General features: G+C 71.7%; 13 protein-coding genes and 2 pseudogenes. 5 read left to right on the top strand and 10 right to left on the bottom strand.

The features are described from left to right. Positions 1 to 911: lipase secretion chaperone (locus tag ACLEQD_RS22445; RefSeq protein ID WP_410386591.1), on the top strand; the 911-nt coding region annotated here is incomplete at its 5' end. A 7-nt stretch (positions 912 to 918) separates the two neighbouring features. Here the strand turns inward: ACLEQD_RS22445 and nadE are convergent. The 10 genes from nadE to ACLEQD_RS22395 form a co-directional block, all read right to left on the bottom strand. Continuing rightward, a complete protein-coding gene (gene nadE / locus ACLEQD_RS22440; RefSeq protein ID WP_410386593.1) occupies positions 919 to 1,914 on the bottom strand; it encodes an NAD(+) synthase in 996 nt (331 codons plus the stop codon). A gap of 2 nt (positions 1,915 to 1,916) precedes the next feature. Next, the gene (locus ACLEQD_RS22435) at positions 1,917 to 3,266 is read right to left on the bottom strand and encodes a class I adenylate-forming enzyme family protein (protein ID WP_410386589.1); all 1,350 of its coding nucleotides are present in this window, start codon (positions 3,264 to 3,266) and stop codon (positions 1,917 to 1,919) included. Then, positions 3,230 to 3,508 carry an AMP-binding protein gene (locus tag ACLEQD_RS22430; RefSeq protein ID WP_410386587.1) on the bottom strand — a complete coding sequence of 93 codons (279 nt, stop codon included), beginning with the start codon at positions 3,506 to 3,508 and terminating at the stop codon, positions 3,230 to 3,232. Before ACLEQD_RS22430 ends, ACLEQD_RS22435 begins: the two co-directional genes overlap by 37 nt. Beyond that, positions 3,505 to 4,839 (bottom strand): asparagine synthetase B family protein, encoded by a 1,335-nt coding sequence (locus ACLEQD_RS22425; RefSeq protein ID WP_410386585.1) that lies wholly within the window; start codon positions 4,837 to 4,839, stop codon positions 3,505 to 3,507. Before ACLEQD_RS22425 ends, ACLEQD_RS22430 begins: the two co-directional genes overlap by 4 nt. Further along, positions 4,821 to 5,474 (bottom strand): hypothetical protein, encoded by a 654-nt coding sequence (locus ACLEQD_RS22420; RefSeq protein ID WP_410386583.1) that lies wholly within the window; start codon positions 5,472 to 5,474, stop codon positions 4,821 to 4,823. The genes ACLEQD_RS22425 and ACLEQD_RS22420 overlap by 19 nt, the downstream gene beginning before the upstream one ends. Before the next feature lie 7 nt (positions 5,475 to 5,481). Further along, positions 5,482 to 5,730, bottom strand: a complete 249-nt coding sequence (locus tag ACLEQD_RS22415; RefSeq protein WP_120526381.1) for an acyl carrier protein — start codon at positions 5,728 to 5,730, stop codon at positions 5,482 to 5,484. A gap of 139 nt (positions 5,731 to 5,869) precedes the next feature. After that, complete coding sequence (locus tag ACLEQD_RS22410; RefSeq protein ID WP_410386581.1) at positions 5,870 to 6,427, bottom strand: acyltransferase; 558 nt, start codon at positions 6,425 to 6,427, stop codon at positions 5,870 to 5,872. Continuing rightward, complete coding sequence (locus ACLEQD_RS22405; protein ID WP_410386579.1) at positions 6,424 to 6,966, bottom strand: acyltransferase; 543 nt, start codon at positions 6,964 to 6,966, stop codon at positions 6,424 to 6,426. The genes ACLEQD_RS22410 and ACLEQD_RS22405 overlap by 4 nt, the downstream gene beginning before the upstream one ends. A gap of 3 nt (positions 6,967 to 6,969) precedes the next feature. Then, complete coding sequence (locus ACLEQD_RS22400) at positions 6,970 to 7,833, bottom strand: hypothetical protein (protein WP_410386577.1); 864 nt, start codon at positions 7,831 to 7,833, stop codon at positions 6,970 to 6,972. Positions 7,834 to 7,967: 134 nt separating this feature from the next. Further along, positions 7,968 to 9,458, bottom strand: coding sequence for a cyclic nucleotide-binding domain-containing protein (locus ACLEQD_RS22395; RefSeq protein ID WP_410386575.1), 1,491 nt, complete (start codon positions 9,456 to 9,458; stop codon positions 7,968 to 7,970). Positions 9,459 to 9,540: 82 nt separating this feature from the next. On the opposite strand from ACLEQD_RS22395, the gene holB reads away from it, so the two are divergent. From holB to ACLEQD_RS22375, 4 genes and pseudogenes are all read left to right on the top strand, one after another. Continuing rightward, entirely contained in the window at positions 9,541 to 10,575 is a 1,035-nt protein-coding gene (holB, locus tag ACLEQD_RS22390; RefSeq protein ID WP_410386573.1) for a DNA polymerase III subunit delta', read from the top strand. Continuing rightward, positions 10,572 to 11,890 (top strand): annotated as a pseudogene (gene holA / locus ACLEQD_RS22385) (DNA polymerase III subunit delta). The gene holB and the pseudogene holA overlap by 4 nt, the downstream one beginning before the upstream one ends. 24 nt (positions 11,891 to 11,914) lie before the next feature. Beyond that, positions 11,915 to 12,364, top strand: coding sequence for a hypothetical protein (locus tag ACLEQD_RS22380; protein ID WP_410386571.1), 450 nt, complete (start codon positions 11,915 to 11,917; stop codon positions 12,362 to 12,364). Between the two features lie 337 nt (positions 12,365 to 12,701). After that, a pseudogene (locus ACLEQD_RS22375) lies at positions 12,702 to 13,494 on the top strand (peptidase M4); the annotation flags it as partial.

Genomic DNA, 13,494 nt, shown 5'->3' with positions numbered 1-13,494 from the left:
CGCGCGGCGTCCCCCGCCGTCCCGGCGCCGCCGTGACGGCGCAACCGGCCCCGGATGCGCCGCTGCCTCCGCTGCCCGGCTCGCTCCAGGACACGGAGGAGGACGGCGCCGTACTCGTGGACGCGTCCGGGCACCTGGTGCCCAGCGCGGACCTGCGCCGCTTCTTCGACTACTACCTGTCCGCCACCGGCGAGGAGCCCGCGTCGCTCATCCGCGAGCGCATCCTCACGGCGCTGCGGGCGAAGAAGCTGCCCCCCGCCGCCATGGAGGAGGCGGTGCAGGTGCTGGACGACTACCTGTCCTATCTGGAAGCGGCCCGGGGGCTGGCGTCGAAGGGCGCGGTGCCCATGGACACCGCCGAGCGCCTGGAGGCCCTGCGCAAGCTGCGCCGGGAGCACCTGGGCCCGGGCGCGGCCGACGGCCTCTTCGGGAAGGAGGAGGCGGTGGACGCCGTCGCCGTGGAGCGGCTGAAGCTGATGAAGGACGCGTCGCTGACGAAGGAGGAGCGCGAGCGGCGCATGGCCGAGCTGGAGGAGCGGCTTCCCCCGGACGTGCGCGCCAGCCGCGAGGAGGCCGTGCGCCCGTTGCGGCAGCAGGCCGTGGAGCAGGAGCTGCGGGCGGCGGGCGCGACGGCGGAGGACCTGCACCAGCACCGGCTGTCCACCGTGGGGCCGGAGGCCACCGAGCGGCTGGAGGCGCTGGACGCGGAGCGCGCGCAGTGGAAGCAGCGGCTGGCGGACTTCCGCGCGAAGCGCGAGGCGCTGGGCCGCACGGAGCCGGACGCGGCCTTGCGTCAGGCCGCGGTGCAGCGGCTGCTGTTCGACTCGTTCACCCCGGAGGAGCGCCTCCGGGTGGAGGCCGCGGACGCCATCGACGCGGCGTCCGGTTCCCCAGGCTCCGGCGGCGGGTGAGGCCGCTTCAGGCGATCTTGAAGGGCTTCAGCTCGCTGACCTCTTCGAGCAGCAGCGGCTGCGCGTGGAGGTACGCGGTGGTGCGGCGCTTCTGGTCGATGTCGTCGTAGACGCGCTGGATCTGCTGGGGCGTGAGGCCCATCTCCGGGGAGACCTCCTCGGGCGTGACGCCGTGGTTCTTCGCCCAGAGGATGAGGTCCAGCTGCGAGTAGTGCACGGAGAAGTAGAAGTCCTCCTGCGACTGCTCCAGGCTGAACGTGTCCGTGGTGGGCTCGCGATTGAGGATGCCGTCGATGACGCCCAGGTGCCGCGCGAGCTTGTACGTCTGCGTCTTGTAGAGGCTGGCGATGGGCTTCACGTCCGCGGCGCCGTCGCCCAGCTTCACGAAGAAGCCCTGGTCATACTCCAGGCGATTGGGCGTGCCGGACGCGGCGAAGTTCAGCCGGTCCGCGTGGAAGTACTCCATCATCTTGCGCACGCGCTGCTTGAAGTTGGTGGCGGCGACAATCTGCACGTAGGCCTGGGGCGTGAGGCGGAAGCGCTGCTCCTGCCCGTCCACCTGCACCACCACGTAGAAGACGTTGAGGGCGTCCGTGTTGAGGCGGTCGCCGTGCATGACGATCTTCCACTTCATGTCCGGCTGGAACGCGGGGAACACGGAGCGCACGGCCGCGTCGCGCTGCGAATAGCACCCGGCGGCCTCCAGCACGGGCGCGATGTCGTGCAGCGTGTACTGGATGCCCAGCTTCTCGCAGAGCTCGCGGCCCAGCTTCGAGGACAGGCCGCTGGAGTCGCGCTCCGGCAGGAGCAGGCCGAAGACGCGGTCCGGCCCCAGCGCCCGCACCGCCAGCGCGGCGACGCACGCGGAGTCGATGCCGCCGGAGACGGCGACCACCAGCCCGCGCTTGCGCAGCTTCTTGAGGACGGCCTCCTTGAGCCCGTCGGACAGCGACGCGGCCTTGGCCTCCCAGTCCAGTTCCAGCACCTGCTTGGAGAACTTCATCGTCACGGCGACCTCGATTCAGGGGAAGAGAGTGAAGACAGCACGCGCGTGCGCAGGTCGGCCTTGAGCACCTTGCCGGTGGGCCCGCGGGGGAGCGCGTCGGTGAACAGCACGTGGCGCGGCACCTTGTGCGCCGGGAGCGCTTCGCGGCAGAAGCGGCGGAGGTCGTCCTCCTTCGCGGTGGCGCCCGGCTGGAGGACCACGGCGGCGCACGCGGCCTCGCCGCCCAGGTCGTCCGGCACGCCCACCACGGCGGCCTCCAGCACGGCCGGGTGGCGCGCGAGGACGTGCTCCATCTCCGCGGGGCTCACCCGGTGGCCGCCCACCTTGAGGATCTCCTTCGCGCGCCCGACGAGGAAGAAGAAGCCGTCCGCGTCGCGCCACGCGAGGTCGCCCGTCCACAGCCAGCCGTCGTGGAGGATGGCCGCGGTGTCGTCCGGAGCGTTGAGGTAGCCGGGGGTGACGTTGGCGCCCTTCGCCACGAGCTGCCCCACCTCACCGTCGGGCAGCGGCGTGCCGTCGTCCGCGACCACGGCCAGCGTGACGCCGGGGATGCCCTGGCCGATGGAGCCCGCCTTGTCGGTGGCGCGCGAGGGCGGCAGGTAGGAGAGCCGCGCGGTGGCCTCCGTCTGGCCGTACATGACGAACAGCTCCGCCGGGTGGAAGGCCTCGCGCGTCCAGCGCACGGTGTCCGGGGACATGCCGCCGCCAGCCTGCGTGAGGTAGCGCAGCTTGAGGTTCGCGAGCGACTCCGGAGCGGCCTGGCGGCGCAGCAGCTCGAAGGTGAGGGGCACGCCCGCGAAGCCGGTGCACGCCTCGGCGGCCATGGCCTCCAGCACGACCTGTGGGTACATGAAGCGCGGATCCAGGAACACGGAGCCGCCCGCGAGCAGGTGCGTCTGGAGCACGCTCTTCCCGTAGCAGTAGTGCAGGGGAAGGATGAGCATGGCGCGGTCGCGCGGCGTGAGGCCCAGGTACTCCACGATGGAGCGCGTGTTCGCCGCGATGTTGGCGAACGTCTGCACGACGCCGCGGGGCGTGCCCGTGCTGCCGGACGTGTAGACGATCGACGCGGGAACCTCCGGGGCCAGGGAGGGCAGGGCGGCCAGCGGCGTGGCACCGGCCTCCGGATCCACCGCGCCGTCCTCCTGGAGCCACGTACACGCGGCCGGCTTCAGCAGCCCGAGCATGCGCTCCGGCGGACGGGAGCCGTGCACGACGAAGAAGTGGGTGGGTTGCGAGCGGCCCGTCCAGCGCCGTGCATCCTGACCGAAGATGACCGCGTGGCGGGCACCCGTCTGCGCGAGGATGCTGGTCAGCGAGTCGGCGCCCGTCTCGCGGTCCAGCTCCACGGCGCAAGCCCCCAGTGCCTGCACCGCGAGCCCGCGACCGCCGCCGCGCAGCCCAGGGGCAGGGCGATGAGGACCCGCGCCCCGGGCTCCACACCCGCCGCGCGCAGCTGTCCCGCGAGCGCCAGCATCCGCGCTTCGAGCTGGGCGTAGGTGAGCCGCGCCCACGGAGAGTCCACCGCCGGGGCGTCCGGCGTTGCGGCCGCGTGGGCACGAACCCACGAGGGCGCGGTGTCGGCGCTCACGCGGCCTCCAGCTGCACGGCGTCCACGTCCGCCTGGGGCACGGGCTTCGGCTTCAGGAAGTGGTGCGCCAGCAACTGCGTGGACGCCACGGCGAACAGGGCCATGGTGTCCGCTTCGCTCTCCGCGGAGTTCGGCGCGCGCAGCTTCGCGACCAGCCGCTCCACCTTGCGCGCGTCGAAGACGCCCGTCGCCGCCACCGCCTCCGGGGCCAGCAGCTCGCGCGCCCACGCCGGCGCATCCGGGCCCACCAGCGCTCCCGCGATGGGCGCGCGATAGGGGAACTTGCTGCGCTCCAGGATGGACGCCGGCACCCGGCCCTTCGAGAAGCGCTTGAGCAGGTACTTCTCGTCCAGCCCTCGCAGCCGCAGCCGCTCCGGCACGCGCGCGGCGAACTCCATCACGCCCGTGTCCAGGAACGGGAAGCGCCCCTCCACCGCGTTGCCCAGCAGCATGCGGTCGCCCTGCGCGGACAACAGGTAGCCGGACAGCAGCGTGCGCGCCTCCAGGTACTGCGCGCGCGCCAGCGGCCTCCACTTCGCCACCGCCTCCGGCACCGTCGCGAGCACCGACGCCATCGGATCCTCGTCCGCCACCTTCGCGGCGAACTCCGGCGCGAGGAAGCGCAGGATGCGGCCGCTGTTGCCCCACCGCACCAGGTGCGAGAACGCCAGCGCGTCCGGCGTCTCCAGCCCCGTGCCGAAGAACTCGCGCAGCAGTTCCACGCTCTGCTGGCTCACCGACAGCGTCGGGTACAGCCGGCGCAAGAGCAGCGGCCGGTACTTCGACGCCGGCTGGCGCGCCCAGAACTGGCGCACCTTCGTCTCCTTGAACAGGTCGTAGCCGAGGAACATCTCGTCCGACCCCTCACCCGTCAGCACCACCTTGATGCCCTGGTCGCGCACCCACCCGGAGAGCCGCAGGAACGGCGCGGGCGCGGAGCGCATCATCGCCTGCTCCGCGTGGAAGATGACGCCCGGCACCAGCGCGCCAATGTCCCCGTCGCGCATCTCCACCACGCGGTGCTCGGTGCGCAGCTGCTCCGCCACCGCCGCCTGGTGCGTGCGCTCGTCGAACCGCGCGTGCGCGAAGCCCACGGAGAACGTCCGCAGCGTGCCCCCCAGCTGCTCCTGCGCCAGCGAGCACAGGAGGCTGGAGTCCAGCCCGCCCGACAGGTACGCCGCCACCGGCACGTCCGCGCGCAGCCGCAGCCGCACCGCCCGGTCCAGCACCGCGCCCAGCTCCTCCAGCAGCCGGGGCGCGTCCGCCGCGTCCGGCGTCACGCCGAAGTCCAGGTCCCAGTAGCGCTGGAGCGTCAGCGCCCGTCGCGCCACTTCGCCACGTGCGCGGGCGGCAGGAGCGACACGCCCTCGAAGGACGTGCGCGGCGCCACCGGCGCCCAGAGCTGGAACGTCTGCTTGAGCCCCCGCGCGTCCAGCGCGGGCGTCACGAGCCCCCCCGCGAAGAGCGCCTTCGCCTCCGACGCGAACGCCAGGTGCCCTCCCGGCAGGTGCGCGTAGAACAGCGGGCAGATGCCCACGCGGTCGCGCGACATCCACAGCGTGCGGTCGCGCGGGTCCCACAGCGCGAACGCCCACTGGCCCTCGAAGCGGCGCACGCAGTCGATGCCCCACGCGAGGAACGCCGCGAGGATGACCTCCGTGTCGGAGCGCGTGCGGAAGGCATACGCCCCCGACAGCTGCTCGCGCAGCTCCACGTGATTGAAGATCTCCCCGTTGAAGACCACGGTGAGGCCGGTGGCCTCGTCGCGCATCGGCTGGTGGCCGGAGGCCAGGTCGACGATGGACAGCCGCGCGTGCCCCAGCGCGGCGCCGTCCAGGAGCAGGGCCCGCTGCGCGTCCGGTCCCCGGTGCTTGATGCTGGCGGTCATGCGGCGCAGCCGGTCCGCGTGAAGCGCCGGACCCGCGGCGTCACCCGCCGGGAAGGTGAACCCCGCGATGCCGCACATGGGCGTCTCAGCTCGCCTTCGCCAGCGACTGCTTGCGGTCCACGAAGGCCACCACGCGCGACAGCGAGTCCAGGTTCTCCGGCACCAGCTCCTTGTCGTCGAGCTTGATGTGGAACTCCGTCTCGATGAACGCCACCAGCTCCATCATGCCCGTGGAGTCGATGAGGCCCTTGCGCAGGAACGAGTCGTCGTCCGCGAAGTCGTCCACGAAGAAGGTGTCGATGATGAAGGTGCGAAGCGTGTCACGGGTGCTCATGGAGAGGTCCTGTCTTTCGAAGCGGGGTGTGGAAGGGCGATGCGGAGACAACGCGCCCGGCGCGTTTTGCTGAGCGCCGGGCGAAGGGAAGCGGGGGCCCGTCAGGAGCCCGTGGCCTCGCGGGCCACCAGGTCCAGGCTCATGCTGCGCGCCGGGTTGCCATGGCCAGCGAGTCCGGAGGCACGTCCTGCGAAACGATGCTGCCGGCGGACACCACCGACCGCGCGCCAATGCGCACGCCCGGCAGCAGGATGGCGCCGTGGGCCACCCAGACGTCGTCCTCGATGATGATGGGGGAGATGCGCTGGCCGTCCCGGTCACTCACGCGCACGAAGGACGCGAACATGCACCGCGCGCCAATCTGCACCGACTCCCAGGCCTCCACCGACACGCCGTAGTTGAACTGGGTCTCCGAGCCCACCAGCAGCCGCGCGTGCTCGTAGCAGACCACCGACGTGGGCAGCATGCCGCCCAGGAACGTCAGCTTGTCCCCCAGCTCCGCGTGGCCGTCGTTGCGGACGGTCACCGGGCCATAGGCGGCCACGTCCCGGCCGGTGCGGAAGGCGCGGAACAGCCAGCGCGCCCGCGCGACGGCCACCATGCGCTCGGCGCGGGGGAACACCTCCGTGCGCACCATCTGGAGGCCCGCGCGCGCCAGCTGGAGCGCCTCTTCGCGGGAAGGGATGGCGGGCTTCATCGCGTCACCTCGCGCCGCAGCACCCGGGCCGGCGAGCCGCCCACCGTCACGCCGGGCGGGATGCGGCGGGAGATGACCGTGCCGGAGGCCACGCTCGCGCCCTTCTGGAGGTGTGTGCCCGGCAGCAGGATGGAGCGGCTGCCCACCGTGACGCCTTCCTCCACCACCAGCGGCACCGACCGCGGCCGCTCGTGCCGGTTGCCGCGGACGGGGTGGTACATGTTGTCCATCAGCTTGCACCACATGCCCAGGCGGCTGCGCGCGCCCAGCGTCACGAGCGACTGCGCTTCGATGGAGCTGCCCCCTTCGATGGTCACGTCGTCCTCAATCAAGATGCGTCCCCCCCGCTGCGCGTGCAGCTCGATGGGGGCCATCCGCGCGTCGAACACCACGCGGTCCCCGATCAGGATCTCCCCCTCGCCGTGAATCCAGACCCGGCCCCAGACGGTGGGGGTGGTGCCCACGGCCTCACAGCGGCGCAACTTCAAACGCGCGACGGTGGGCCCCAGGCCGAGCATCATCATCAGCGGAAGGCCCATGGCTCAGGGACCGGCCTTCGCGGAGGCGGGCGCCTCGGGCAGGGCCGCCAGGAAGGCGACCAGCGCGGAGGCCACGCGCGCCTGCCCCTGCGCGTTGAGGTGGCCGCCGTCATCTGAATACGCCGGCACCAGCGCCGGATACGCGCGGCCGTTCACCTCGTAGGTCTCGCGGGTGCCGTCCGCCTGCGACGACTCCAGCGCCGCCAGGTCGAACAGCGGCTCCTTGCCGCCGTAGGTCTGCCGCATCAACGCGTTGAACGCCTCGCGCGACACGTTCTCCCCGACGCCGAAGACGGGGCGCCCGCGTAGCTCGTTGAACCACGCCTTCGCCCCGCGCTGCACCGTGGTCAGCGGCGCGGTGACGTGCACGAAGGTGACGCCCGGGTGGCGCGACTTCAGCCCCGCGAGCGTGGCGCGGTACTTGTCGAAGAGGGCCTTCGCGTCGGTGCTGGAGGTGAAGTCGATGTAGCAGAACTTCATCAGCGCCACGTCCACCTGCTTCGCGACGCCGCCGTCCAGCAGCCGCTCGAAGTGCGCGAGCTTCGTCTCCGGCTGCTCGTTCTGGCCCACGAACGCGTGCGCCAGCGTGCCCTGGGGAATCGTCGCGCTCGCGTCCTTCACCTCCACGATGGCGGGCGCCGCCGGCGACCGCGAAGGCAGCAGGCCGCGCACGCCGTCCAGGATGTTGCCGCCCACCGACTGGTGGCCGAAGAACACGCGGCGGTGCGACAGCCGCTCCAGGCCCGCGAGGGCCGCGTCTGGCTTTACCTGGGCCGTGGCCGCCGCGCTCGGGGGCAGGGCCATCAGCAGTGCGCCCGGGAGGAGCAGGGCACCTAATCGCGCGGGAAAGCCACGAATGACTTGCATGTGTGAACCTTTAGACCTTTCCGCCTCCGAGCGTCAAAGCCCCTGGCGACACGGTTGGATGCATGCCTCCCAGCCCGCCTGGGACTCCAGGACAGCGGGTCGTGACTGCCCCGGCGCCGGTCCGGGGAAACCCGCTACTCGTGCGTCAGGCCGAAGAGGGCCCGCAGCCTTCCGAGGATGCGGCCCGCCTCGGGCGAGTGGTCCGGTCCGCCGCCGGAGGCCTGGGCCACGGCGCGCAGCTGGGTGCGGCGCTGGGCGAGGATCGCGGAGAGCTGCCGGGCGAGGCCCGGATAGTCGGAGAACAGGCGCGCGAAGGTGGGCCGGTCCAGCTCCAGCAGCACGGAGTCCTCGAGCGCCACGACGGTGGCGGCGCGGCGCTCCCCGGTGAGCAGCGACATCTCCCCGATGTAGTGGCCCGGCCCCAGCCGGGTGATCTCGGACTGGAGCGTGCCGGCGCGCACGCTGACCTCGCCGGAGGCCACGACGTAGAACGTCCCGCCCTCGTCACCCTCCTGGATGATGCGCTCGTTGCGGCCGAAGCGGCGCACCACCCCTTCGCACCGCAGGCGCTCCAGCTCCTCCGGGCCCAGCGGCGCGAAGAGGTCCACCTGGCGCAAGAGCTCCCGCACCGTGGCGTCGGCCAGCTCGTGGCGGCGGTGCCCCGCCTCCCGGCGCAGGGTCACCGTGCGCTGGGCGTGGGGCAGCTCCAGCCCCTCGCGGCGCAGCCGGTACCACAGCCGCGTGTGCAGCTCCTCCCTCACGGTGTCCGACAGCGCGAAGTCGTTGAGGAAGACGCGGATCATGTACTGCGCGTTGGAGTCCGTGAAGGCCACCGTGCGCGCCAGGGGCGGCGGCTGCGCCAGCACCTGGGGAATCTCCCGCGCCACGTCCAGCAGCGCCTGCTTCACCTGGTTGGGCGGCGCGTCCAGCGACACCCCCACCTGCATCTCGATGCCCACGGGCTCGTGGTGCTGGGTGAAGTTCTTCACGTGCTCCTTGCCCACCATGCTGTTGGGCAGGGTGATGACCTCGCGCCGGAAGTTGGCGATGCGGATGGAGCGCCACCCGATGTGCGCCACCCGTCCGGTGTGCTCGCCGATGCGGATGAAGTCGCCCACCTCGAAGGGCCGGTCCAATTGCAGCGACAGGCCGGCGAAGAGGTTGCCCAAGGTCTCCTGGAGCGCCAGGCCGATGACCACCGTCAGCACCGCGGACGTGGCCAGCAGGCCCGCCAGGTCCAGGTTGAGCTGGCTCTGGAGGATGGGGACGGTGGCGAGCGCGTACAGCGTGAAGTCGATGACGTCGCGCAGGATCTTGGGCGTCGTCACCGGCGAGCGCATCCGCGCCAGCTTCAGCGCGAACGCCACCCCGGCCCGGATGACGCCGTAGGCGAACGTGAGCATCCAGCCCACTCGCACGAGCTTGCGAAGGCCCTCCGGCGTCGTGGCCTCCGGCAGCAGGCGGGAGATCAGCCGCAGCACCAGGAAGGCGAGCAGCATCCGGACCGCGCCCCGGAGGTCGTCGCGCAGGTCCGGGTCCCGGGTGGTGCGCTGGATGCTCAGCAGGAGCACCGTCAGGACGGAGCCCGCCAGCAGGGGGAGGTGACCTTCGAGGAAGTTCAGCACGTCCGGCGAATCAGACCGGCCGCGCGCGCACGGGTCAAGGTGGCGGTTGACGGGTGCCCTCCGAGCGGAGATACACGCCCCCATGACGCTTGCCTCGGTGCAGGGACAGCCCCGCGCGATGGACGCGCTCCAGTCCGCCCTGCGGTCTGGCTCGGTGCATCACGCCTACCTGTTCGCCGGGCCGGAGGGGGTGGGCAAGGAGCTGGCCGCGGTGGGGCTGGCCCAGGCCCTCACGTGCCCGGAGGCCCCGGAGGTGGGCTGCGGCAGGTGCACCAGCTGCGTGCGCATCACCAAGGGCCTGCACCCGGACGTCACCTGGGTGATGCCGGACGCCGAGCGCGTGTCGCGAGGCCTGGCGGGCCGCTCCGACTTCACCGGCACGCCCAGCCGGGAGCTGCGCGTGGAGCAGATCCGCCAGCTCCAGGAGCGCCTGGCGCTGCGCGGCCTGGAGTCCAAGCGCAAGGTGGCCATCCTGGTCAGCGCGGAGCAGATGAACGTCCAGGCGCAGAACGCGTTCCTCAAGACGCTGGAGGAGCCGCCCGCGGAGACCACCCTCATCCTGGTGGCGAGCGCCATGGACCGGCTGCTGCCCACCATCCGCAGCCGGTGCAGCAAGGTGTACTTCGGTCCGCTGCCGGTGGACCTGGTCGCACGGCACGTCCAGCAGGAGCGCAAGCTGGACGCGGACACCGCCGCCCTGGCCGCGGTGATGTCCGGGGGCAGCCTGGGCCGCGCGCTCGCGCTGGACGTGGACGCGCTGAAGGAGCGCAAGGACGTGCTCACCGCCTTCGAGGCCCTGAGCGGTGACGACCTCCCGGCCCTCCTGCGCTTCGCGGAGGCCCACGGCGGCTCGCGAGAGGACGCGGACACGGCGCTGGAGCTGCTCATCCTGTGGACGCGGGACGTGTCGCTCGCGAAGGCGGGGGCGCAGGACGCGATGGCGAACCGGGACCTGAAGGCCCTGGCGGAGGCGGCGGCGCAGCGCACGTCGGAGGCCGCGCTGCACCGGCGGCACTCGCTGCTGGAGTCCGCGCGCACGGCCATCGGCTCGCGCAACGGCGCGCCCCGGCTGCAGCTGGAGCGGCTGCTCATCGAACTGTGCGTGGAGGGCCGATGAGCGCGGACATGGACGAGGTGCTGGCGGAGGTGAAGGGCGGCAAGGTGTGGCCGCTGTACCTGCTGTGGGGCGAGGAGTTCCTGGTCCGCAAGGGCGCCGACGAGCTGGTGAAGACGCTGGTGCCGGACGCCGCCATGGGGCTCAACCTCGCGGTGCTGGACGCGGCCTCCCCGCGCGAGGTGGCGCAGGAGCTGGCCACCCTGCCGCTGTTCCCCGGGCGCAAGGTGGTGCTGGTGCGCGACCCGGAGTTCCTCGCGCCCAAGAAGGGCAAGGGCGACGCGCTGGCCAAGGCGCGCGACGCGTGGAAGGCGGGCAAGCGCAAGGAGGGCGCCCCCGGCGGCTGCTGGCGCTCGCGGGCCGCGCGGGCTGGGGCGTGGACCAGCTGGATCCCCGCGTGCCCGGCGCGCCCACCCTGGAGCAGTGGAAGGACGAGTTGAACGTGGACCTGGCGGAGGCGGACCTCGCCTTCCTCCAGGAGGCGGCGGCCTTCTGCCGCGACGAGCGCATCAGCGCCCCGGAAGGGGACGCGTCCGCGCTGCTGGAGCTGCTCCAGAAGGGCGTGCCGCCCGGCCACGCGCTGGTGCTGGCGGCCACGGACGTGGACTCGCGCAGCCCGCTGCTCAAGTTCGCGCAGGACAAGGGCCGCCTCTTCGAGCGCAAGGTGGCCGCGCGCCACAAGGACCTGGACCTCAGCGAGATCGCCAGGGAGTTCCTGGTCCCCTTCAAGAAGAAGCTGGGGCCGGGCGCGCTGGAGGGGCTCAAGGAGCGCATCGGCGGCAACATCCGGCTGCTCCAGTCGGAGCTGGAGAAGCTGGCCGTCTACTCGGAGGGGCCCACCATCGAAGCCCAGCACGTGGCGCTGCTGGTGCACCACGCGCGCGAGGAGGAGTTCTTCGAATTGACGGAGGCGCTCCAGAAGCGCGAGCTGCGCGACGCGCTCTCCTACGCCGAGGACGCGATGGGGCAGGGCACGCACGCGCTCCAGCTCCTGGGCGCGGTGGCGTCCATCGTCCGCTCGCTGCTGGAGAACCACGCCTGGCTGGAGAAGTACGCCGGAGGGCAGCCGCCGCGCACCGGCCGGGACGTGGAGGCGCGCATCCTCCCGAAGCTGGAGCAGGAGCTGAAGGCCACCAAGCGCAAGACGCCCAACGCGTGGGCGCTCGCGTTCGGCATGCAGGCCGCCGCGCGCTACGAGCGCCGCGAGTTGCTCAACGCCCTGGTGGCGTGCGCGGACGCGGACCTGGCCCTGAAGTCCTCCGCCAGCGGGAAGCTCGTCATTGAACGGCTGTTGTGGACGGTGTGCACCCGCGCCTGATGGGCCCGGGTGGAAGGAGCCGCCATGGCGGACAAGCGACGCTTCGACCTCTTCGCGGACCTGCTCGTCACGCGCTTCCCCCAGGCCCGGCGCGTCTATGACATCGCCGGCGGGATGGGGAAGCTCAACGAGTCCCTCACCCAGCGCGGGCGCACCGTCACCACCTTCGACCTGCGCCACAAGCACCTGCCCGTGAAGTACGCGCAGCGGCTCTTCACGCTGGAGGAGCCCTGTGAGGCGGAGCTCGTCGTGGGCATGCACCCGGACGGCGCCACGCGGATCATCATCGAGTACGCCGCGCGCCACGGGCTGGGCTTCGCCGTCGTCCCTTGCTGCTCCGACAATGGGATGCCCTACAAGCCGTGGATGCGGCACCTGGCCGACGTGGCCCGTGACGCCGGCTTCACCGTGGTGGAGGAGGCGGAGCTCCCCATGGACGGCCGCGCGCGGGTGCTGCTCGGCGTGTGGCGCTGACGCACGCCGCGCGAATCCGGGGTCATCCTTTGAACAGCAAGGAAAAGCCGCCAACCGTGGATTGCCTGAATAGAGGACACCCGCGGCGCGGACTGTCACGGTTCAGGACAGCGGCCCGCGTCCGTCAAAATCCCCAGTGAGAACGGCTGGTTGCGGACTTCGCGTAACGTTTGCTTCCACATTACGGAAGATTTACTGGGCGCTGATGTGCCAGCCGTTTTTCAGTGCCTTCCCGTAATGCGAGGCATTTCGCGGACTTAATGAGTTGGCCTGAAGAATGCTGAAAGGAGCGCTGTCCCGGCGACCACCCCCTTTGCGCCGGGCAGGAGGCAGTACCTTGGTTCGCACTCGTTTCGTTTCAGCCCTGCTGGCCTTTCCCCTCGTCGCTTGCGGCGTCGGTGAGATGGACTCCAACACGCAGGACGGGCAGCAGAAGCCCGATGAAGTGGCGGAAGTGCAGAACGCCCTGAGCGTGATTCCGGGCGCCCAGATTGTCGGCACCAACGCGGATGGGACGCCGCACACCATCCAGGGCCGCCTGGGCCAGGCGGACCGCCCGCTGACGGGCTTCGCCGCCGCGGACGTGCACTCGGCCATCGCCGGGTCGCTGCCCTCCATCGCCTCGCTGTTCCGCCTGAGCGCTTCGGACCTCCAGGTCCGCCGCATCTCCGTGGATGATCAGGGCACGTCGCACATCCGCTACGCGCAGACGCTGAACGGTCTGCCGGTGGTGGGCGAGGAGCTGGTGGTGCACGTGGACCGCTCGGGCGCCATCTTCGGCGCGAACGGCTCCGCCCGCTCCGGCGGCTCCGTGTCCGCGCGTCCGGCGGTCGCCGCGGAGGCGGCCATGACGTCCGCGCTGCGTGACACGCAGGGCACCGGCCTGGCCGCGGAGAGCGCGCGCCTGGTGTACGTGAAGGCCGAGCAGGACGGCCGCCTGCACCTCGCGTACGAGGTGAAGGTCACCGGTGAGAGCGCGCTGATGCCGGTGCGCGACCGCGTCTATGTGGACGCGCTCAACGGCGCCACGCTGCTGCGCGTTCCGGAGATCCACACCGCGCTCAACCGCAAGGTGTACAGCGCGAACAACGGCACCAGCACCCCGGGCACGCTCAAGCGCAGCGAGGGCC

Source organism: Corallococcus sp. 4LFB (assembly GCF_046520365.1).
Classification (GTDB): Bacteria; Myxococcota; Myxococcia; order Myxococcales; family Myxococcaceae; genus Corallococcus; species Corallococcus caeni.
The sequence above is the reverse complement of the archived record's forward strand: the minus strand, read 5'-3'. Positions and strand labels throughout refer to the sequence as shown.

Coding starts and splice junctions, on each gene's coding strand:
- holB (WP_410386573.1), top strand. CDS start 9,541: ATGACGCTTGCCTCGGTGCAGGGACAGCCCCGCGCGATGGACGCGCTC.
- ACLEQD_RS22420 (WP_410386583.1), bottom strand. CDS start 5,474: ATGTGCGGCATCGCGGGGTTCACCTTCCCGGCGGGTGACGCCGCGGGT.
- ACLEQD_RS22380 (WP_410386571.1), top strand. CDS start 11,915: ATGGCGGACAAGCGACGCTTCGACCTCTTCGCGGACCTGCTCGTCACG.
- ACLEQD_RS22415 (WP_120526381.1), bottom strand. CDS start 5,730: ATGAGCACCCGTGACACGCTTCGCACCTTCATCATCGACACCTTCTTC.
- ACLEQD_RS22400 (WP_410386577.1), bottom strand. CDS start 7,833: ATGCAAGTCATTCGTGGCTTTCCCGCGCGATTAGGTGCCCTGCTCCTC.
- ACLEQD_RS22405 (WP_410386579.1), bottom strand. CDS start 6,966: ATGGGCCTTCCGCTGATGATGATGCTCGGCCTGGGGCCCACCGTCGCG.
- ACLEQD_RS22410 (WP_410386581.1), bottom strand. CDS start 6,427: ATGAAGCCCGCCATCCCTTCCCGCGAAGAGGCGCTCCAGCTGGCGCGC.
- nadE (WP_410386593.1), bottom strand. CDS start 1,914: ATGAAGTTCTCCAAGCAGGTGCTGGAACTGGACTGGGAGGCCAAGGCC.